Origin of the sequence: Noviherbaspirillum sp., assembly GCF_035654295.1 — a bacterium.
Lineage (GTDB): Bacteria > Pseudomonadota > Gammaproteobacteria > Burkholderiales > Burkholderiaceae_D > Noviherbaspirillum.
Window position 1 is genome coordinate 1 of the sequence record NZ_DASRXF010000034.1, and the last position, 20,244, is coordinate 20,244.

21 protein-coding genes are annotated in these 20,244 nt (G+C 61.7%); 3 read left to right on the plus strand and 18 right to left on the minus strand.

The features are described from left to right. The 5 genes from VFF99_RS03930 to ndk form a co-directional block, all read right to left on the minus strand. Positions 1-755: flavodoxin-dependent (E)-4-hydroxy-3-methylbut-2-enyl-diphosphate synthase (locus tag VFF99_RS03930; RefSeq protein WP_325015205.1), on the minus strand; the 755-nt coding region annotated here is incomplete at its 3' end. 7 nt (positions 756-762) lie between these two features. Next, on the minus strand, positions 763-1,701 hold the full coding sequence (locus VFF99_RS03935; RefSeq protein WP_325015207.1) for a helix-turn-helix domain-containing protein: 939 nt from the start codon (positions 1,699-1,701) through the stop codon (positions 763-765). Then, the gene (gene pilW, locus VFF99_RS03940; protein WP_325015254.1) at positions 1,694-2,473 is read right to left on the minus strand and encodes a type IV pilus biogenesis/stability protein PilW; all 780 of its coding nucleotides are present in this window, start codon (positions 2,471-2,473) and stop codon (positions 1,694-1,696) included. The genes VFF99_RS03935 and pilW overlap by 8 nt, the downstream gene beginning before the upstream one ends. A 17-nt stretch (positions 2,474-2,490) precedes the next feature. Further along, positions 2,491-3,660 (minus strand): 23S rRNA (adenine(2503)-C(2))-methyltransferase RlmN, encoded by a 1,170-nt coding sequence (rlmN, locus tag VFF99_RS03945; RefSeq protein ID WP_325015209.1) that lies wholly within the window; start codon positions 3,658-3,660, stop codon positions 2,491-2,493. 67 nt (positions 3,661-3,727) lie between these two features. Further along, entirely contained in the window at positions 3,728-4,153 is a 426-nt protein-coding gene (ndk, locus tag VFF99_RS03950; RefSeq protein ID WP_325015211.1) for a nucleoside-diphosphate kinase, read from the minus strand. 203 nt (positions 4,154-4,356) lie between these two features. On the opposite strand from ndk, the gene VFF99_RS03955 reads away from it, so the two are divergent. Continuing rightward, positions 4,357-5,049 (plus strand): Bax inhibitor-1/YccA family protein, encoded by a 693-nt coding sequence (locus VFF99_RS03955; protein WP_325015213.1) that lies wholly within the window; start codon positions 4,357-4,359, stop codon positions 5,047-5,049. Positions 5,050-5,111: 62 nt separating this feature from the next. Here the strand turns inward: VFF99_RS03955 and rlmD are convergent, their stop codons facing one another. The 6 genes from rlmD to surE form a co-directional block, all read right to left on the minus strand. Further along, entirely contained in the window at positions 5,112-6,455 is a 1,344-nt protein-coding gene (gene rlmD / locus VFF99_RS03960) for a 23S rRNA (uracil(1939)-C(5))-methyltransferase RlmD (RefSeq protein ID WP_325015215.1), read from the minus strand. Positions 6,456-6,522: 67 nt separating this feature from the next. Then, on the minus strand, positions 6,523-7,302 hold the full coding sequence (locus tag VFF99_RS03965) for a 3'-5' exonuclease (RefSeq protein ID WP_325015217.1): 780 nt from the start codon (positions 7,300-7,302) through the stop codon (positions 6,523-6,525). Beyond that, positions 7,299-8,321, minus strand: a complete 1,023-nt coding sequence (rpoS, locus tag VFF99_RS03970) for an RNA polymerase sigma factor RpoS (RefSeq protein WP_325015219.1) — start codon at positions 8,319-8,321, stop codon at positions 7,299-7,301. The genes VFF99_RS03965 and rpoS overlap by 4 nt, the downstream gene beginning before the upstream one ends. Continuing rightward, positions 8,322-9,263 (minus strand): peptidoglycan DD-metalloendopeptidase family protein, encoded by a 942-nt coding sequence (locus VFF99_RS03975; RefSeq protein ID WP_325015255.1) that lies wholly within the window; start codon positions 9,261-9,263, stop codon positions 8,322-8,324. Between the two features lie 60 nt (positions 9,264-9,323). Further along, positions 9,324-10,193 (minus strand): protein-L-isoaspartate(D-aspartate) O-methyltransferase, encoded by an 870-nt coding sequence (locus tag VFF99_RS03980; RefSeq protein WP_325015221.1) that lies wholly within the window; start codon positions 10,191-10,193, stop codon positions 9,324-9,326. After that, positions 10,190-10,927, minus strand: coding sequence for a 5'/3'-nucleotidase SurE (gene surE / locus VFF99_RS03985; protein ID WP_325015223.1), 738 nt, complete (start codon positions 10,925-10,927; stop codon positions 10,190-10,192). Before surE ends, VFF99_RS03980 begins: the two co-directional genes overlap by 4 nt. A gap of 115 nt (positions 10,928-11,042) precedes the next feature. Here surE and VFF99_RS03990 point away from each other — a divergent pair, with 115 nt between their 5' ends. After that, the gene (locus tag VFF99_RS03990; protein WP_325015225.1) at positions 11,043-12,023 is read left to right on the plus strand and encodes an NADPH:quinone oxidoreductase family protein; all 981 of its coding nucleotides are present in this window, start codon (positions 11,043-11,045) and stop codon (positions 12,021-12,023) included. A 33-nt stretch (positions 12,024-12,056) separates the two neighbouring features. On the opposite strand, the gene VFF99_RS03995 is transcribed toward VFF99_RS03990, so the two are convergent. From VFF99_RS03995 to VFF99_RS04005, 3 genes are all read right to left on the minus strand, one after another. Next, positions 12,057-12,995, minus strand: a complete 939-nt coding sequence (locus tag VFF99_RS03995) for a flagellar brake protein (RefSeq protein WP_325015226.1) — start codon at positions 12,993-12,995, stop codon at positions 12,057-12,059. 92 nt (positions 12,996-13,087) lie between these two features. Further along, the gene (locus VFF99_RS04000) at positions 13,088-15,112 is read right to left on the minus strand and encodes an ATP-dependent DNA helicase (RefSeq protein WP_414691497.1); all 2,025 of its coding nucleotides are present in this window, start codon (positions 15,110-15,112) and stop codon (positions 13,088-13,090) included. 39 nt (positions 15,113-15,151) lie between these two features. Beyond that, positions 15,152-15,352: a YdcH family protein gene (locus VFF99_RS04005; protein ID WP_325015228.1), complete on the minus strand. Its 201-nt coding sequence runs from the start codon at positions 15,350-15,352 to the stop codon at positions 15,152-15,154. Positions 15,353-15,556: 204 nt separating this feature from the next. Between VFF99_RS04005 and VFF99_RS04010 the strand changes: the two genes are divergently transcribed. Continuing rightward, positions 15,557-16,363 carry a PP2C family protein-serine/threonine phosphatase gene (locus VFF99_RS04010; protein ID WP_325015229.1) on the plus strand — a complete coding sequence of 269 codons (807 nt, stop codon included), beginning with the start codon at positions 15,557-15,559 and terminating at the stop codon, positions 16,361-16,363. A 7-nt stretch (positions 16,364-16,370) separates the two neighbouring features. On the opposite strand, the gene VFF99_RS04015 is transcribed toward VFF99_RS04010, so the two are convergent. The 4 genes from VFF99_RS04015 to lpdA form a co-directional block, all read right to left on the minus strand. Continuing rightward, complete coding sequence (locus VFF99_RS04015; protein WP_325015230.1) at positions 16,371-17,063, minus strand: hypothetical protein; 693 nt, start codon at positions 17,061-17,063, stop codon at positions 16,371-16,373. A 26-nt stretch (positions 17,064-17,089) separates the two neighbouring features. Further along, positions 17,090-18,187, minus strand: coding sequence for a cell division protein ZapE (gene zapE / locus VFF99_RS04020; RefSeq protein ID WP_325015231.1), 1,098 nt, complete (start codon positions 18,185-18,187; stop codon positions 17,090-17,092). A gap of 157 nt (positions 18,188-18,344) precedes the next feature. Next, positions 18,345-18,743: a hypothetical protein gene (locus VFF99_RS04025; RefSeq protein WP_325015232.1), complete on the minus strand. Its 399-nt coding sequence runs from the start codon at positions 18,741-18,743 to the stop codon at positions 18,345-18,347. Positions 18,744-18,753: 10 nt separating this feature from the next. Continuing rightward, positions 18,754-20,181, minus strand: coding sequence for a dihydrolipoyl dehydrogenase (lpdA, locus tag VFF99_RS04030; protein WP_325015233.1), 1,428 nt, complete (start codon positions 20,179-20,181; stop codon positions 18,754-18,756). Positions 20,182-20,244 lie beyond the last annotated feature (63 nt).

The window sequence follows — 20,244 nt, forward strand, 5'->3', positions numbered from 1 at the left end:
TTGCTGCCCATGCCGGCCTCGGTCAGGCCGAGGTGCAAGGGATAGTCGCAGCGGCGGGCAAGTTCGCGATAAACGGCAATCAGGTCCTGCACGCCGGAGACCTTGCAGGACAGGATGATCTTGTCCCCTGCCAGACCGAGCTCTTCGGCACGGCGGGCGTTGTCGATGGCGGAAGTGACCAGCGCTTCATACATTACCGCCTTCGCATCCCACGGCTCGGGGCGCCGCGCGTTTTCGTCCATGATGCGCGCCAGCAGGTCCTGGTCGAGGCTGCCCCAGTTCACGCCGATTCGCACCGGCTTGTCGTACTTGCAGGCCGTCTCGATCATCTGCGCAAACTGCGTGTCGCGCTTGGCGCCCTGCCCCACGTTGCCCGGATTGATGCGGTACTTGGACAAGGCCTGGGCGCATTCGGGAAAATCGTTCAGCAGCTTATGGCCGTTGTAATGGAAGTCGCCGACGAGCGGAACATCGATGCCCATCTTGTCGAGCTGCTCGCGGATGGCGACGACGGCGGCCGCCGCTTCCGGGTTATTGACCGTGATGCGCACGACTTCGGAACCCGCTCGTGCAAGTTCCTTGACCTGGATCGCAGTCCCGATGGCGTCGGCCGTATCGGTGTTGGTCATCGACTGCACGACAACGGGGGCGCCGCCGCCGACCGTCACGGTCTTGCCGGCATAGCGGATTGCAACCGCGCGGGTCATGCGCCTTGCAAGCGGGCCTGAATCGATAGGGGAATTCGAAAATGCCATGCAGAGCCTACTTCACGGTTAAACGGGCAACATTGCTCTTGGAGCTTGCCTTCATTTCCAACGGGGCGCCGCGCAGGGTGGCGTCAACGCCGGCAGCGTTGCCGACGACGACCGAAACCGGCTCGGTCAGCGGGACGGTCTCGGACTCGCCCGCCTTCACGAGGCGGGAAAGCAGCACGCGGTTGTCGCCGCTGCGCCGGATTTCGATCCAGGAATCCTCGCGTACGTTCAGTTGCAATGCATCCTTGCCGCCTGCCGGCGATGCCTCAGCCGCCGCAGCTTGTTCTGGCGCAGCCGGCTGCACAGCCGCTGCCGGCGTCTGCGCAGGAGCTTCCGCTGCAGCCACGGGTGCGCTCGCCTCGGCGGCGGGTGCGGAACGCGATTCGGTTGCTGCATCCGCAGCCGGTTTATCCGAAGCCGTGCCGGCCATGTCGGCCACACCTTCCTTGACGGCAGACGACACTGCCGCCGGTGCGGGCACCTGCTCGCCACCCTGTCGCGTCGACCAGATGCCGACGCCCAGCAATGCAATCAGCAGGCCGCCAACCACCCACTTCGACGATATGCCAGGGCGCTGTTCGGTCAGGGACGGCATGCGCGAATCGGCGAACGGAGTGGACAGCGACTTCTGCGGTGCCAGCGATTCATGCACCAGCACGGTCTCGCCGCCAAGATCGGCAAGCAAGGGCGCCGCGTCGACCTTCAGCAACTTGGCATACGCCCGGACGAAGCCGCGGGTGATGGCCATGCCAGGTAAAGCCGGATAGTCGTCACGCTCGATGGCGAGGATCTGCCTGGGTGCGAGGTTCAACTGGCTCGCAACCTGTTCTACGGTCCAGCCGCGCTCCTCGCGCAAACCAGCAAGGCGTGCACCAGGAGACATCTTCATGGGCGCACCCTCGGCTTCGTTGAAGGCCGGCTGATCGTTTACTCCGGAATCATTCATCAAATGCTCCGCGTTGATACGCCGCGAATTCAGCCGAACCGCCGTGGCGCCGGCGCAATTGCGTGGCCAGGCTGGTCTCGGCCGCACGGTCACCGAGCTTGCGCTCGATCTTGATGGCGAGCCAGAGCACGTCGGCTGTCATGACATCGGTTTTCATCACGCGGCCGATGTAGAAACGTGCCCGTTCGTAATCGCCCTGGTCGTAATAGATACGTGCCAGGTTGGAGTTGGTCGTCGGGTTGCCCGGATCGAACTGGAAGGCCTGCGAAAAATAGCGTTCTGCAGCGGCTCTGTTCTTCAGCTTCATGCTGCAGATGCCCGCGTTGTTCAGCGCCTTGGCCGGCGACTGGTAAGTGCGGTTCTTCAGTGCAGCGTCGAAATAGGCGATGGAATCCTTCTCCCGGCCGTTCTGGCACAGGAACCATCCATAGTTGTTATTGAATTCGGGGTTGTTCGGGGCGAGCCTGATCGCCTGCTGGAAGTTTTCTTCCGCCAGCTTGATTTCACCCATGTCCATGTAGATCAGGGCGCGCATGACGTACGCCTCGGCGAATGCCGGGTCTGCCGCCAGTGCCTGCCTGATCTCGTCCAGCGCAACCGCCATCTGGCGCTGCTCGTAGTAGCCGACAGCAAGCTGCAGGCGGATACGCGCGCGGCGCTGGTTGTCGGTCTGGTCGGCGATTGCCGGCGCCTCCGCGGCGGGCGTCGCGCCCGGACCGGACGCGCAGCCAGCAAGCAGACCCGCAGTCGCAGCAGCAAGCGCGAGCAACATCTTTACCCGAATTGTCGTCACCTGGGCACCTCGACGATACGGCCAAAATTCTTTCCGAACTTTTTCTGATATTCAGCCATTTTCTGCATGCGCTCCTGCACGCGGGTACGATCCTGCACCTCGCCGGCGAGCTGACCGCAGGCGGCGTCGATATCGTCGCCGCGGGTCTTGCGTATCGTTGTGACGATGCCGGCGTCGATCAGGATCTGCGCGAACGCCTTGATACGGACATTATTGGAGCGCGTCAGCCCGGATTCCGGGAAGGGATTGAACGGAATCAGGTTGAACTTGCACGGTACGGATTCGCCGCCGTTCTGCACCAGCGCAACCAGTTCGCGCGCGTGGGCATCGGTATCGTTGACGCCATCCAGCATGCAGTATTCGAAGGTGATGAAATCGCGCGGCGCAAACTCGAGGTAGCGGCGGCACGCGGCCATCAGGTCCTTCAAGGGATATTTCTTGTTGAGCGGCACGAGGCCGTCGCGTAACGCATCGTTGGAGGCGTGGAGCGAGACTGCCAGGGCAACCGGGCAATCCTGCGAGAGCTTGTCGATCATCGGCACCACGCCGCTGGTCGACACGGTTACGCGCCGGCGCGAAAGGCCGTAGGCGTTATCGTCGAGCATCAGCTTGAGCGCCGTCACGGTCGGCTCATAGTTGAGCAAGGGTTCACCCATGCCCATCATCACCACGTTGGTGATCTGGCGCTCGCCTTTCGGCCCGGGCTCGATTCCCTTGGAGCGGCGCAGCTCGAACTCGGCCATCCATAGCTGTCCGATGATCTCGCCCACCGTCAGGTTGCGGCTGAAGCCCTGCTTTCCCGTGGAGCAGAAGCGGCAGTTGACGGCGCAACCCGCCTGCGTCGAGATGCACAGCGTGCCGCGGTTCTCTTCCGGGATGAAAACGGTTTCGACCGCATTGCCCTGCCCGACGTCCAGCAGCCACTTGCGCGTGCCGTCGGCGGAAATGTGATCGCTGATGATGCCGGGAGCGGCGATGGTCGCGCGCGACTTGAGCTTGTCCCGCAAGGACTTTGCGAGATCGGTCATCGCATCGAAATCGCTGGCGCCGAACTGGTGGATCCAGCGCTGCAATTGCTTGGCGCGAAACGGCTTCTCACCCAACTCGCCGCAATAGGCGACAAGTTGCGCGGGATCGAGATCCAGCAAGTTGGTGAGAGCCATCATAGGAGTATTTCATTCCTGCGTTCATCCTTGAAAGTAAACGATCGATCAAGGTGAACGCATTGTCAAATTAGCGGGAGTAAACGTTCAGCGCCGGGAAAAAGTACGCGATTTCCACTTTGGCGGTGTCGGCGCCGTCGGAGCCGTGCACTGCATTGGCGTCGATGGAATCGGCGAAGTCGGCGCGGATGGTGCCCTTGTCAGCCTTCTTCGGGTCGGTCGCGCCCATCAGTTCGCGGTTCTTGGCAATCGCGTTTTCGCCTTCCAGGACCTGGATCATCACCGGGCCGGAAACCATGAAGTCAACCAGGTCCTTGAAGAAAGGACGCTCACGGTGCACGGCGTAGAAGCCTTCTGCTTCGGCGCGGGACAGTTGGGCCATACGCGCAGCAACGACCTTCAGACCGGCGTTTTCGAAGCGGGTGTAAATTTGGCCGATAACGTTCTTTGCGACTGCGTCCGGTTTGATGATCGACAGGGTGCGTTCGATTGCCATCTGTAAAAACTCCAATAAAAAGAATGGGTTAAGGTTATCAATTGAGAAATCAACTAACCTTCTATTGTAGCACGAAAGCCCTTTTCCCAGTCCATTTGACCGCGGCCTTCCGAACTTCCCTCCGGCACGCACGTCCTATACTGTAGTTGCACATGTTATGCTTTTGCCACTCAACCCTGTGCAAAACGTCTATCGGAGGCAATATGGACCAAAACCTGCAGCACACCTACAGCGCGCCGTCAGAAGCCCTGGTCGTCCGCAATCGCGTATTGCGCAATACCTACTGGCTGCTCGCGCTCTCGATGGTGCCGACTGTCCTCGGCGCGTGGCTGGGCGTCCAGTTCAAGTTTTCCTTCTTCGCCGGCAGCCCGTTCATCGGACTGGCAGTTTTCCTGGCCATCGCTTTTGGTTTCTTCTATGCAATTGAAAAGACCAAGAATTCCGGCCTCGGCGTAGTCATCCTGCTGGGATTCACCTTCTTCATGGGCTTGATGCTGTCCCGGCTGATCGGGCACATTCTCGGCTTTTCGAACGGCGCATCCCTCATCATGACCGCGTTCGGCGGTACGGCCGTCATTTTCGCCGCAATGGCATCGATCGCCACTGTATCCAAGCGCGATTTTTCCGGCATGGGCAAGTGGCTGTTCGCCGGCGTCCTCGTCATCCTGGTGGCGGCACTGGCGAATGCCTTCCTCCAACTTCCGGCGCTCTACCTGGCGGTTTCCGTGCTCGCCATCGGCATCTTCTCGGCCTTCATCCTGTATGACGTACAACAAGTGATTAATGGCGGCGAAACCAACTACATTACGGCAACGCTGGCTATCTACCTCGACGTGTACAACATTTTCAGCAATCTGCTGGCGCTGCTCGGCATCTTCGGCGGCGATAACGACTGACCGGCCTTCGGCCTCTCCGGAAGCCGGCTGCAATGCCGGCTTTTTTGTTGCCCGGAAGATTCTTAAGACGGCAGTTCGAACACCGCGATGGATTCCACGTGGGCGGTATGCGGGAACATGTTGACCACGCCTGCCTCCCGCAAGATGTAGCCACCCTGGTGGACGAGATAGCCCGCATCGCGCGCAAGCGTTGAGGGACTGCAGGACACGTAGACGATGCGTTTCGGCTTCATGTCCGGCTGCTGCTCGCCGAGAGCGACAATGGCCTGGCACACCGCGATCGCGCCTTCGCGCGGCGGATCGATCAGGACGCGGTCGAAACGGCCCAGCGCGGCGAAATCCTCTGCCGTCGCTTCGAAGAGGTTGCGGCAATGGAAAGTGGTCTTCTTGTCCACTCCATTCGCGCGCGCATTGTCCAGCGCGCGCTCGGTCAGCGCCGTGCTTCCTTCGATACCCACCACTTCCCTTGCCTGGGTGGCAATAGGCAAAGTGAAATTTCCCAGCCCGCAGAACAGGTCGGCCACGCGCTCTCCCGGCTGTACATCCAGCAGCCGCAAAGCCTTGGCGACCAGCACGCGGTTGATATGGTGGTTGACCTGGGTGAAGTCGGTTGGCTTGAAGGGCATGCGCACGCCGAACTCCGGCAATACATACTCGAGCCGGACATCGGTCGGATAGAACGGGTAAACGGTATCCGGCCCCTTCGGCTGCAGCCACCACTGGACCCGGTATTCATCCGCGAAGGCGCGCAGCTTTTGCTCGTCTTCGGCGGTCAAGGGCGCCATGATGCGCAGCACGAGGGCCGTGACGCTTTCGCCCACCGCAAGTTCGATCTGGGGCATCTGATCGAAGATCGACAGGGATTCCACCAGGCGGCGCAGCGGGACCAGCATGGCCGAGACGTGCGGCGGCAGGATCTCGCAGGTCTTCATGTCGGCGATGTACGAGGATTTCCGCTCGTGAAAGCCGACCAGCACGCCGCCCTTCTTCTGCACGTTGCGCACCGACAGGCGGGCGCGATAGCGATAGCCCCAGGTCGGTCCGTAGATCGGGCGCATCATCCGCTCCGCCCGCACCTTCCCGATATGCCACAGATTATCCTCCAGCACGCGCTGCTTGATCGCGACCTGCGCCGCGGGTTCGAGGTGCTGCATCGCGCAGCCGCCGCAAATGCCGAAATAGGTGCACTTGGGCGCAACGCGCAGCGCAGATTCGCGTTGCAGTGCGGTCAACGTGGCCGCCTCCCACTTCGGTTTCTTGCGGAAGGACTGGAAGCTCACGCGCTCCCCCGGCAAGGCTCCTTCAACGAAAATGACCTTCCCCGGCGTGCCGTCTTCGTTGCTCAAATGGCCGACTCCGCGGCCTTCCATGTCGAGGGATTCGATGTCGATGATGTTCTGCTGCATGACTAAAATGAAATGCCGGACGCGTGCGGCCCGGGGAATTGACAGTTCGGAATACGTTGTAGCGGTCTCAGGCGGTCTGCCAGGCGGCGAGATACTCTTTCCAGTGCGGGCCGTCGAGCGACGCGAGCGATGACCTGACAAGGCCGATTTCGGTATTGTACGCCTCGCGCGACATGGCGCCGCGCATCAGCAGGTAGCGGCAATAGACGAGGTAAGTGTTGACCACGTCGGTTTCGCAATAGTCGCGGATCTCGTTGAGGCGCCCCTCCTGGTAGAGCGTCCACACCTGGGAGCCGTCCACGCCCAGCTTTCCGGGGAAGCCGCAGAGCTTGGCGAGGTCATCGAGCGGCGCATTGGCGCGGCCGGTGTACAGCGCGAGCAGGTCCATCAGGTCGAGGTGACGCGTGTGGTAGCGGCTCAGGTAATTGTTCCACTTGAAGTCGCGGTCATCGTCGCCCATCTCCCAGTAGCGGGACGCGGTCACGCCATTAATCATGGCGCGGTAATGCAGGACAGGCAGGTCGAAGCCGCCGCCATTCCAGGACACCAGTTGCGGCGTGTACTTGTCGATGATGCGGAAAAAGTCGTTGACCAGCTTCGGCTCCTGGTCCTCGAGAGTGCCGAGCGAACGGACGCGAAAACCCTCGTCGTCGCGGAAGACGCAGGAAATCGCAGCTACCCGGTGCAGGTGATGCTGCAGGAACTCGGAGCCCGTTTTCTCACGCCGCTGTGTGAAGGCATGCGCCGCGACTTCCGCGTCGGTCATCGCCGGCGGATGGCCGTTCAGGGCACGCAAACCGGGGACATCGGGAATCGTCTCGATGTCGAAGACCAAAACAGGAATCACAACAACGCGTCCTTGCCGACGCCGCGCGCAGTCAGTGCGCGCTTGAGCTTGACCAGCGCCTCTTGCTGAATCTGGCGCACGCGCTCGCGCGTGACGCTCATTTCCGCCGCCAGTTCTTCCAGGGTTGCCGGATCGTCGTTATCCAGCCCGAAACGGCGGACGATGACGACACGCTGCTTGTCCGGCAGCTTCTTGAGCCAGTCGCGGACGAGGACGGTCATTTCATGGTGCTCCGCGCGCGAGTCCGGGCCGTCTTCCACGTCGCCCGGCAGCATGTCCATCAGGCTGGCCTGCGGATCGTTGTCGAGCGGCGCGTCGAGAGAGGTCGCATGTTCGGACAGTGCGAGGATATCCTGCACGTCTTCCACCGGACGGTCCACCAGGTGCGCGATGTCTTCCGCCGTGGCGTCCTTGCCGTCGTGGTGCTGCGCTTCCAGGTGATATTTCGCACGCAGGATCTGGTTCAGTTCACGCACCATGTGCACAGGAAGGCGAACGGTACGTGCCTGGTTCATGATGGCGCGCTCGATACTCTGGCGAATCCACCACGTTGCATAGGTTGAGAATCGAAAACCGCGCTCGGGCTCGAACTTGTCGATGGCGCGCATCAAGCCCAGATTGCCTTCTTCGATGAGATCGAGCAGCACCACGCCGCGGTTGATGTAGTGCTTGGCGATCGACACAACCAGGCGCAGGTTATGTTCGATCATCTTCTGGCGCGCTTCGAAGTTGCCCTGCTTGGCAAGCGTCGCGTAGCGGACCTCTTCCTCGACCGTGAGCAAGGGCCGCGCGCCGATCTGGTTCAGGTAATGCTGCGTCGTGTCGGTGGACAGTTCGGCCGCCAGCACCGTCTTCAGTTCGTCCACAGGATCGGCGGCGGAGGCTGTTCCTTCCGCGCGCTCACCCTCGCCGTCGTCGATCAAGCCGCCCTCGTCTTCGGTGCCGTTAAGCGGCATATCGTCGGAAATATCGTCCGATGGCGTATCGTCGTCGAGAGGATCGTGTGGAGTGCGATTCATTTAGCGGCTTGGCAAAAATTTTGACGGATCGACGGGCTTACCTTGCTGGCGAATCTCGAAATGCAGTTTTACCTCATCCGAATCGGAATTTCCCATTTCTGCAATTTTCTGGCCTTTGGTCACATTTTGATCCTCTTTTACGAAGATGGTTTTGTTGTGCGCATAGGCCGAAAGCAGATTGTTGGAATGTTTGACAATCACGAGATTGCCGTAACCGCGGATGCCGCTTCCAGCATACAGCACTTTGCCGGATCCCGCCGCTAAAACCGGCTGCCCCATCTTGCCGGCAATATCGATGCCCCTCTTGCCTTCGCCGAAGTGACTGATGATCTTGCCTTCGGCCGGCCAGACCCATGCGATGTTCTCGTCCTCGGTAGCGGGAACCGGCGCGGTTTCAGGCCCTTTCTCCGCCGGCTTCGCCTGTTCCGGCCGCGGCGTGGCCGTTGCCGCAGGCGGTGCCTCGGGCTTTTGCAATTCCGCCAACGCGGATTCCGAATAGGGGCGCTTATCGCCCTTCGGCGTGGTCTTGTTCGGAACAGCGCCACCCGGACCCGGGGTCAGCGGTCGAACCTCCACGCCGGACGAAGTAGCGACGCTGCCGGTTTGCGCGGCGCCTTCCGGCGGCAGTACGCGCAATACCTGGTCAACCTTGATGTCGTTCGGATTGGCAAGATTGTTCCAGGCGACGAGGTCGCGATAATTCTGGCCGAAGTCCAGGGCAATCTGGATCAGCGTATCCCCCTTGCGCACCGTGTAGTAGCCGCGCTCGGACTGCTTGGGAGCAGCCGTTGACGGCATCGGCTGAGTTGCGGGCTTGGGCGGCTCCGGCGGCTTCACCGTCACCGGACGATCGATCACCGGCGCGGGCTGGCGCGGTGCAGTCGTACACGCGGCGATCAGCACCGGCAAGGCAGCCAGAAAAACAAGTCGTGCTTTTTTCATTCTCATAAAGTTAACAATTTGGCGACGAACTGTCGGCATGCGTTTCAATCTGAAACAGGATCACGCAACACCGGGACGCAACGGAACGAAGTGGCAATCTTCCAGCGTCGTGTTCGTCCACTCGAACTTCCCGACCCGCTCGATGAGCTGAAGGACCTGGTGGCGGGCGCCGACCGGCGCCACGAGCCTTCCGCCGATGCTGAGCTGTTCGAGCAGTGCCTGCGGAACCTCAAGCCCCGCAGCGGCCAGGATGATACCGTCGAACGGGGCAACCTGAGGCAGCCCAAGCATACCATCTCCATAGTGCAGGCGGATGTTCGCAATCCGCAGCGGACGCAGGTTCGACTTGGCCAGTTCGTGCAAGGGCTTGATGCGCTCGATCGAATAAACCTCCTTTGCCACGAGCGACAGCACGGCCGCCTGGTAACCGCAGCCGGTGCCGATCTCCAGCACCTTGTCCAGCACGCCGCCGTTGGCGTTGGCACGCATCACCTCGATCATCCGCGCCACGATGTAGGGCTGCGAAATCGTCTGGTGATGGCCGATCGGCAGCGATGCATCGATATAGGCCTGGCTCGCCAGCGCAGGCTGGACAAAGAGATGGCGCGGCACGGCATCCAGTGCCGCCAGCACCTTCGCATCCTTGACGCCCTGCCTGGCCACGCGCGCAACCATCGCCGCGCGCACGGCATCCGAAACCAGCGGCTCAGACCGTACGACTGGCGCGACCGGGGCAGCGGGTTGTGACGCGCGTGCCGGGGGAGCCGGCGCCGCACTCGCGCGAACCCGGGCAATATTCTGCGCGGCGTTCTGTGTGGCGGTCTGAGGTGTCGCAACCTTCTGCGAAGACGGCTCCGCACGGCCGGTCTTTGCCGGCTTCTCGACAACGGACGATAGCGGCAACGGAAAGCGCTTGTCCCCGGTTGTCATGACAATCCTTTTTTCAGCACCTCTAGCTGGGAGGTGTGCGTCAAGTCGATCTGCAACGGCGTCACCGACACATAACCCTGCGAGACTGCGTGGAAGTCGGTGCCTTCGCCGGAATCCTTGGCCTTGCCCGCGGGCCCGATCCAGAAGATCTGGCGCCCGTGCGGATCCTCGGTCTTGATGACAGGTTCCGACTCGTGGCGTTTGCCGAGCCGGGTGGCGCGCAAGCCCTTGATCTCTTCGTAAGGCAGGTTCGGGATATTGATGTTCAGCAGATAGGGCTGCTGCAGCATGCCGAAGTCACGCTCGACGAATTCGCGGGCGATGCGGGCAGCGGAATCGACGTGCGCCCAGCCCTTCTCCACCTGCGAGAACGCAATGGCAGGTATGCCGAAGAGGAATCCTTCGGTCGCCGCGGCAACCGTGCCGGAATACAGCGTGTCGTCGCCCATGTTCTGCCCCTGATTGATGCCGGACACGATGAGGTCGGGCTTGAAGGCCAGTCCGCCGGTCAGCGCGACGTGGACGCAGTCGGAGGGGGTGCCGTTGACGAAATAGAAACCGTTTTCCGCGCGGTATACCGAGAGCGGCCGGTCCAATGTCAAGGAGTTCGAACTTCCGGAGCGGTTGCTGTCGGGAGCAACTACCACAACTTCTGCAATGGGCCTGAGCGCATCTGCCAGGGCGATGATTCCTGGCGCAAGGTAACCATCGTCGTTACTAACGAGAATTTTCATAAGCGAATTCTAACCGAAGGGATCATCCCGCCCGGCGTTGTTGTTGACATTTTGCGGCACAGGAATAAAATGAAACGACCGTTCTTTTTTAGCCCAAAACCATCAAGGAGACATAATGAAAGCGATCGTCTGCAAAACCTGGGGACTGCCGGACACACTGGTTGTGGAAGACTTGCCTGATGCCGTCCCGGGACCTGGCGAGGTCGCGATCGATGTCCATGCGGCAGGCGTCAATTTTCCCGACGTGCTGATCATCCAGAACAAATACCAGTTCAAGCCGGAATTGCCGTTCACGCCGGGCAGCGAGCTTGCCGGCGTGGTACGCGCGGTGGGCGAAGGCGTTTCGCATTACAAGCCCGGCGACAAGGTGCTTGCCTTCGTCAACCTCGGTGCTTTTGCGCAGCAGATCTCGGTGCCGGCAAAGGCGGTCGTGCCGCTGCCACCGGGCCTGGATTTCGACACGGCCGCAGCCTTTACGCTGACTTACGGAACGTCGCACCACGCCGTTGTCGACCGCGCGCAGCTCAAGGCTGGTGAGACCATGCTGGTCCTAGGTGCCGCGGGAGGCGTAGGGCTTGCCGCAATCGAGATCGGCAAGGCGCTGGGTGCACGGGTAATCGCGGCGGCGTCGACGGACGAAAAGCTCGCCGTGTGCAAGGAGCACGGCGCGGACGCGACGATCAATTACACGAACGAAGACTTGCGCGAGGCGATCAAGGCCGCGACGGATGGCAAGGGTCCGGATGTGATCTACGATCCGGTCGGCGGCATTTATGCCGAGCCGGCATTCCGGTCCATCGCCTGGCGCGGCCGGTATCTAGTCATCGGTTTCGCCAACGGCGAAATCCCGAAACTGCCGCTCAACCTCCCGCTCCTGAAGGGGGCTTCTCTTGTGGGTGTCTTCTGGGGCGAGTTCGCCAAGCGCGAACCGAAGGCAAACCTGGCGGGCATGATGCAGTTGATGGGCTGGATGGCAGAAGGAAAGATCCGGCCGCACATCTCCGGCCGCTATGCACTCGCCGATACCCCGAAGGCGCTCAATGACATGGCCGCCCGAAAGGTGACCGGCAAGGTGGTGATTCAGCCGCAGAAGTAAGCAGCCCTGCCCTCCTGCCCATGCGCGGGAGGGCTAATCCCCCTCGGCGAGGATCTGGTGCACGTAGGCTGACAGGATCAGCCGGTCGTGGATAGAGACATCGAGGAATTCAAAGCCGTGCTTGTAGCCGTCGCCCCCTTCGGCCGGCGCGACGGACCGCAGCGCCGTCCTCAGGTTAAGGAACTCGTCCTGCCCCGCTGCATGGACCTTGAATTTGATCTGACCCTCTTCCCCCTTCTGTCCGAGAATCTGCTTCAGCGTGCCCGAAGCGCCGCCCATGCTGAGGTCGGTGAGCACCGCCGCGCCCGTTCGCTCCGGGTTATCCAACGTCACCGCGGCAATCAGCTTGACCGCCGCGCGCACACCGCGGCGCACAACCGTGCAGCGGACTTCCTTCGGAAAACCCAGATGCAGGTAGGGATGCGGGGAATGGACGGACTTCACAGCTGAAGTCACGAAGGCATATGCCTTCTTGCCGGAGAACGCGCGCACGATGAAGGTCTGGCCGTCCCGCACGAACTCCAGCTTGCCGTCGACCGACGGCGCCGTGACCAGGACAGTCTTGTTGCGGACGAAGCCGATCAGGCGGACGGTATAGCGGATCGCCGGATTGTCGATCTGCTGCAAATAGAGCGTCTCGCCGACATACCAGCGCACGTCATCCATGCCGACGACCACTTCCTTGCTTGCATTGGCGGCCGCGGCATCGGGCGGCGTTTCCGTCGCCATGGCCGGACGCCGTGAGGTCCCGGCCAGCAACGGGTCCCTCGCCGGTTTGGGGGCCAGGTCCCATGCCGAGTCCTGGATGAAGCCGTTGTTGATCAGCCCGTCGAGCTGGCTCTGGCTCTCCACCACGCAGCCCGCCGCGAGAAGAAGGTTGCCGTGCCAGTCGTAGACCGCCTGAGGCAATGGCTTGCCCACTGCAAGGTCGGCGCCACGCACAGGAACCAAAGAAACCACCGGATCAGCCATGTCCCCTCTTCATTTGCACATGCGGTTACCGCGCACATCGCACGCCGGAAAGTATAGCGAGTCCGTGCATGCGTTTCGGGGACAATGTTACCTTAACCAACCTGCATTGTTGGTGCGTCCTGCTGTGCGTTGCTGAAAAAGGCCTTCGCCACGTTGGCGTCGCGCGTGCGGCTGAAAGGCGGCAGGCTTTGCCAGATGCGCCGGCCGTATGGCTTGGAGATAAGGCGCGGATCGCAGATCATGAGCACGCCGCGGTCCGTTTCGTCGCGGATCAGGCGCCCCGCCCCCTGCTTGAGATTGATGATGGCAGCCGGAAGCTGGTGGTGCACGAAGCCGTTCAGCCCCTTCCGCTCCAGCGCATCGATGCGTGCCGCGAGCACCGGATCGTCAGGCGGTGAAAACGGCAGCTTGTCGATGATGACGAGCGAGAGCGCGTCGCCACGCACGTCCACGCCCTCCCAGAAACTCTGGCTGCCGATGAGCACGGCATTCCCGGCCGCGCGAAAACGGTCGAGCAGCTCGGTGCGGCCCGCCTCTCCCTGCACGAACAAGGGAAACGGCAGCTTGCGCTTGTCGAATTCTTCCCGCAGCCGCTCAGCAGCGCGGTTGACCGCGCGTATCGTCGTGCACAAGAGGAAAGCCCGGCCACCGGACGCCTCGATCATGGGCAGCGCCGCATCGATCACCGCGTCGGTGTAATCCAGGGAGTTCGGCTGCGGCAGGTTCTCGGGAACGTACAACAGGCCTTGCTTACCGTAGTCGAAGGGGCTCGGCCATGACTGTGCCGGCTCGTTCCACAACCCCATCTGCGAGGCATAGTGGTTGAAATCGTTCTTCACCGCGAGCGTGGCGGAGGTGAATATCCAGGCTCGCGGCGATCCCTCGCGCTGCTTGCTGAAGATCGGCGCAATCGACAAGGGTGTCTGGTGCAACTGGAGGGAAGATGAAAAGGCTTCCACCCAAAGCACGCGCTCCTTTTCCGGGGTCAGCGTGTCCGGGTTGGCAGATTGTGCGCCCTCCCATGCGGCCAGCTTGTCCGACAATTCGATGGCCCGCGTGCGGCATTGTTCGATGGTTTCCGCGCGCTCGGCCTGCGTTTCCAGCACGGCGATCATGCCGTGCAGCTCATCCTGCAGCTTTTCGAGCGCCGGGAAAAAGGGACTGGAGGCGGCGATCTGGTTCGCGGCGAGCCGCATGACATCCTGGGGAAAGGCAAGCCGGAGGTCGCGTGCCGCGCGCTCCACCGTCGAGACCACTTTCGCCCAGTCCGCTCCGTCGCGGGCATGCGCCAGGCCCTCGGCGAGCACGTCGCGGCACAATTCGAGGACCTGGGATGTTGAAACCGTCTCGCCGAAGAACAAGGTTGCCGTTTCCGGCAGCTGGTGCGCCTCATCGAAGATGACTGTGTTCGCCGATGGCAGCAGTTCGGCGACGCCGGTATCCCTGAGCGCCACGTCGGCGAAGAAGAGATGGTGGTTGACCACGACGACATCGGCCTGCTGCGCTTCCTTGCGCGCCTTCATGACGAAGCAGTCCTGGTAGTACTGGCACTCGGCGCCCATGCACGTGTCGCGCGTCGAGGTGACGAGATTCCACACGCTCGCCGACTCGGGGACGCGGGATAGCTCGGCCTTGTCGCCGGAGCTGGTGGTCTTCACGAAGCGCGAAATTTCGCGCAGGTAGCCGACGTCCTCGCGCGAGGTCAGGCGCCCGTTCTGCAGCGTACGCTCGAGATGGAAGTGACAGACATAGTTGGCGCGCCCCTTGAGCAGCGCAACCGACACCGGCGCGCTGAGCGCCTTGCGCACGGTCGGGATGTCGCGCAGGTAGAGCTGGTCCTGCAGGTTCTTGGTGCCTGTCGAGAGGATGACCTTCCCGCCCCACAGCAGGGCGGGCACGAGATAGGCGAAGGTCTTGCCGGTTCCGGTGCCTGCTTCGGCGATCAGGGCCGACTGGCTGGCGATCGCCGAGGCAATCGCTTTCGCCATTTCGGTCTGTGACTGGCGAGGCCGAAAGCCGGCCACCGCCTGGCTGAGCGGCCCTTCGATATCAAACAACTGCTCGATGTCGGCGTCGTGGATGCCCGGGTCGGGCGTCGGTGCGGAATTGTCGGTCAAAGCGGTGCGGCGGGCGGGTGATGAAGCGGTCCCGGCGGATCACGCAGGGATATCCGGGACGAGTTGCATTTTCAACAAGGTTATATGATCCTTCAGCTGGAGCTTGCGTTTCTTCAGACGCCGCAACTGGATCTCATCGTGCAGGACATCACGCGCAAGCAGTTCGATCACTGCGTCGAGATCGCGATGTTCTACCTCCAGTTCGACGATTCTTCGCTGTATCTCTTCTGATGGAATCATGATGTCGTTGTTGAATGCGCTCAGTAACTTGTATTTTAAGAGTGAATACCCGGCGCGGCTAGCACTCTTGCACGACGATGCCTATCGGCAACACTACCCCGTGTGTATGAACAAGCATGAAGAGTTGTAACAAAAGGGAACAAGGGTACGTGCGAAATTTTTCGCATGCAATAATTTTTCCCGTCGAAGCGTACTTCCTCCCCCATGAGCCCCTACAAGATCGAAGCAGGCACAGGGCAGCATATCGGCGACCGCAAGGAGCAGCAGGACCGCGCAGCACTGTTCGCCGCCCCGAGAGCGCCCGGTTATGTCCTGGCCATCCTGGCCGACGGGATGGGTGGAATGAGCGGCGGCGCCTTGGCCGCCGAGCAGGTCATCCGTACCGCGAAACAAGCCTTTGACCACTTCTCCCCGTTAACCGACGACGTCGGCAAGATGCTTGAAACGATCGCGCACGATGCGCATACGATCATCAAGCTGACATCCTTCTCCTCGGAGAAAAATCCGCACAGCACGATGGTCGCGCTCGTGATCACCCCTGAACGCAGCGCGGTGTGGGCGCATGTGGGCGATTCCCGCCTGTACCGCTTCGACGGGCCGAATTGCACCGAACGGACAGTAGACCACTCCTATGTTGAAATGCTGGTGCGCGAGGGCAAGCTGTCCCGGGAAGAAGCACGGAACCATCGTCTCTCGAATGTGCTTGTCAGTGCGCTCGGCTCCCATGACCGGGAGCCGCAGGTCACGCTGCGCAGGGTTGACGGACTGAAGGCCGGCGACGCCTTCCTGCTATGCTCGGACGGCCTGTGGCATTACTTCTCGGATGCCGAACTCGGTGCCGCCATTGCGATGAATTCTCCCCGCCAGGCATCGGAAATGCTGATCTCCAAGGCGCGCGAAAGGACGACGGACGCGGCAGGAGACAACTGCACGCTCGCGATCGTCAAACTGGCCGAAGTGCCCGCCGAGCCCAAGGCTTATTCCATCGGAAAAATGAAGCGCGCAGTGTAAAAGCACGTTACTCTGCCTTCCCGTTGCGCTTGCGCTCTTTTTCCGCCTTGCGCTCGGCGACCTTTCTCTGCCGTTCCAGCGCTTCCTGCTGCTTGCGTTCGTAGGCGGCGATGTTCTCGGCACGCTTGGCGGCGTCGGCCGCTTCCTCGGCCTGCCGCTGCTTCATCTTTGCCTCATGCTTTTCGACGCGGTCGTCGAAGATCGTCGTCTGCACCTTCCCCGGCGGATTTGCGGGCGCGTCGGCCTTCGATCCGGGGTCGGCGCCGGGCATGCGGCCATCCCTCTCCTGCCGCTCCTGCCGCTCCTGCCGTTCCTTCTCATCCTTTTCCATGCGTTCGGCAAGCGCCTTGTCGCGCTCCGCCACGCGGGCCTGGCGCTTGAAGGCATTGGCCTCGATTTCCACAGGACGCACCGCCGCCAGCGCAGCACGCCGGCGCTCCTTTGCCTGCTCGATGCAGGAAGTGGCGAAGAACTTCGGATGACATCCCTGCTCATCGGCCAGGTAACGCGCTTCGATGCCGGCGCGCTCAGCCGACGCATCCGCCAGCGCAATGTCAGCCTCACTGACGGAACGGATCGAACCGGGCGGAAAACGCTTGGATACGCTTGCACGTGCTTCGGCGGTGGTCTGTGCAAGCGACGACGTTCCGGAGAGCCCCGCCATCAAGGCGAGAGCGATGGTGATTGTGCAAGTACGCATTCCTGGGCCCCTGTTCATGCCGAATGTCATGCCAGTGATCCGGCGACGTCGCGCCGCTCGCTTTCCATGTATTCCGCGGACTGCATTTCGATGATGCGCGATACCGTCCGATGGAATTCGTTTGCCAGCATGCCTTCCGTATAGAGTTGATCGGGTTCGACCTCGGCGGACATCAGGAGTTTGACCTTGTGGTCGTAGAGGACGTCGACCAGCCAGGTGAAGCGCCGCGCCTCGGAGGACATGGCGGCCGACATCCGTGGCACCGAGGAAAGTATCACCGTGTGGAATTGGCTCGCAATCTCCAGGTAATCGTTCTGCGAACGCGGCCCGCCGCACAGGGTGGCAAAATCGAACCAGATGACGCCGCCGGCGCGACGCAGCGCCTTGATATCGCGCGCCTCGATGCGGATGTGCGGATCCTCGTCCGCGGTTTCGGCCAGGTTGGCGAACGCATTGCGCAGCGCATGGTCGGCGGCGGCCCCCAGCGGCGTGTGATAGGCCTCGACCTGCTCCAGCACCCTCTTGCGGTAATCGACACCCGCATCGACGTTCATCACATCGAGCCTTTCCTTGAGCAAGCCGATCGCCGGCAGGATGCGGTCGCGATGCAATCCGTCAGGATACAAGGCATCCGGCACGTAATTCGACGTCATGACGAAGGTCACGCCGTTATCGAACAGTGCCTTGAGCAGGTTATAGAGGATCATCGCGTCGGCGATGTCCGACACGTGGAATTCGTCGAAGCAGATCAGGCGGTACTTCTTCGCGATGCGTCGCGCCACTTCATCGAGCGGGTCGGCCATGCCTTTCAGGTCGTCCAGCTGGCGGTGCACCCCGCGCATGAATTCGTGGAAGTGCAGGCGCGTCTTGCGCACCACGGGCACGACCGAATAGAAGCTGTCCATCAGAAAGGATTTGCCGCGCCCGACACCGCCCCACATATACAGGCCCCGCGGAACTTCCGGCCGGCTGATCAACCGTTTCAAGCGGTTCGACCGCTGCGACTTGTAGGCGACCCATTCGTCATAGCACTGCTGCAGCCGTTCCACTGCCCGCAACTGCGCCTCATCCGATTGATAGCCGCGCTGCGCGAGCGCGTGCGCGTAAAACTCCCTGACGTTCATATCGACTATTTCGTTGGTTGCTGCCGTCCATGCAGGCTCGCGCCCGACATGAAAATGGGCGAGAGTGTCTCGCCCATTCATGCTGATCGTTGAAACCCGGCAATTCGCGACAATTATGCCTGTATTGCCCGAAGTCGACAGGCGCGCCCCGTCCGGCTTACTGGGGATTCATGTCGACGGTCACCCTCGATGGATACGTGCCGCCGCCGAAACGGACAGGAAAGCTCAATCCCACGCCGACACCGACGTTACCGCCTCCCCCGCCGACCCCGACACCCATGCTGGAGCCGTAGGGATTCGAAGGACGGAAGACGATTTCGGACGTCCGGAAGCCAGGCTTGTTGCAGATCACCCGCAGGTCCCCGTTGGCACTGCCGATGTTCAGGGATGCGGGCGTCACCACGTTCCAGTTGCCGGACCCGGTGCTGACCGCACAATTCGCACCGGTCACCGGCTGTCCGCGCGATACGGTTTCAACCGCGATCACGCCGTCACTCGATCCTGTCGTGGCACATGCGGCGATTGCAAGCGGCAGCAACAGGATCAGGTGACGCATGCGTGGCTCCTTAGAAGTTGAGCGACCTCTTGTCGACCGCCAGTGCGGCTTCCTTGGTCGCCTCGGACAAGGAAGGGTGAGCGTGGCAGATACGGGCGATGTCTTCCGACGAAGCACGGAATTCCATCGCGACGACCGCTTCCGAAATCAGTTCGGAAGCCATCGGCCCGACGATGTGCACGCCGAGGATCTCGTCCGTCTTGGCATCGGCCAGGAACTTCACCATGCCGGAGGTATCGCCGAGGGCGCGTGCACGGCCGTTGGCCATGAACGGGAAGGTGCCTGCCTTGTAGGCGACGCCTTCCGCCTTGAGCTGCTGTTCGGTCTTGCCCACCCACGCAATTTCCGGAGACGTATATATGACCCAGGGAATTGTGTTGAAGTTCACATGTCCGTGTTGGCCCGCAATGCGCTCGGCCACGGCAACGCCCTCTTCCTCAGCCTTGTGGGCCAGCATCGGGCCGCGCACGACGTCGCCCACCGCCCACACGTTCGGCAGGTTGGTCTTGCAATCGCCGTCGACGGCGACGAAGCCGCGCTCATCCAGCTTCAGGCCGATACCCTCGGCGTTCAGGCCGATGGTGTTCGGCACGCGGCCGATGGAGACGATCAGCTTGTCGAAGACAGCCTTCTGCGCATTGCCCTTGTCGTCGGTGTACTCGACGGTCACGTCTTTCTTGCCGGCAGTAATCGCGCCGATCTTCACGCCGAGGCTGATGGCCAGCCCCTGCTTGACGAACAGCTTGTGCGCTTCCTTGGCGATCTGCTCGTCGACCGCGCCGAGGAAGGTCGGCAGCGCTTCCAGCACGGTGACTTCTGCACCGACGCGACGCCACACGCTGCCCATCTCGAGGCCGATCACGCCGGCGCCGATCACGCCCAGCTTCTTCGGCACTTCGCCGATGGCGAGTGCGCCGGTGTTCGACAGGATGAGCTTCTCGTCGAATGCGGCGTTGGGCAGCGCACGCGGATTGGAGCCGGTTGCAACGATGATGTGCTTGCCGGTAATCGTTTCCTCGGTAGCGCCTGCCACCTTGATCTCGTAGCCGTTGGCATCGCCCTTCACGAACGAGCCGCGGCCGTGGAAGAAGGTGACCTTGTTCTTCTTGAACAGGTACAGGATGCCGTCATTGTTCTGCTTGACGATTGCTTCCTTGCGAGCCAGCATCCGGCCCACATCAATGCTCAGGCCCTTGACATCGATGCCGTGGTCGGCGAAGGCATGGCCGGCATGCTCATAGTGTTCGGACGACTGCAGCAGCGCCTTGGAGGGGATGCAGCCCACGTTGGTGCAGGTGCCGCCCGGAGCGGGACCGTTCTTGGCATTCTTCCACTCGTCGATGCAAGCGGTGCTGAAACCCAGTTGTGCAGCGCGAATGGCCGCGACGTAGCCACCGGGACCGCCGCCGATGACGACCACATCAAAATTCTTCGACATATTCTTACCCTATTTTTCCGCGGGAATGGACGACACACACGGAGCAGGAACGTGTCGTGCTCC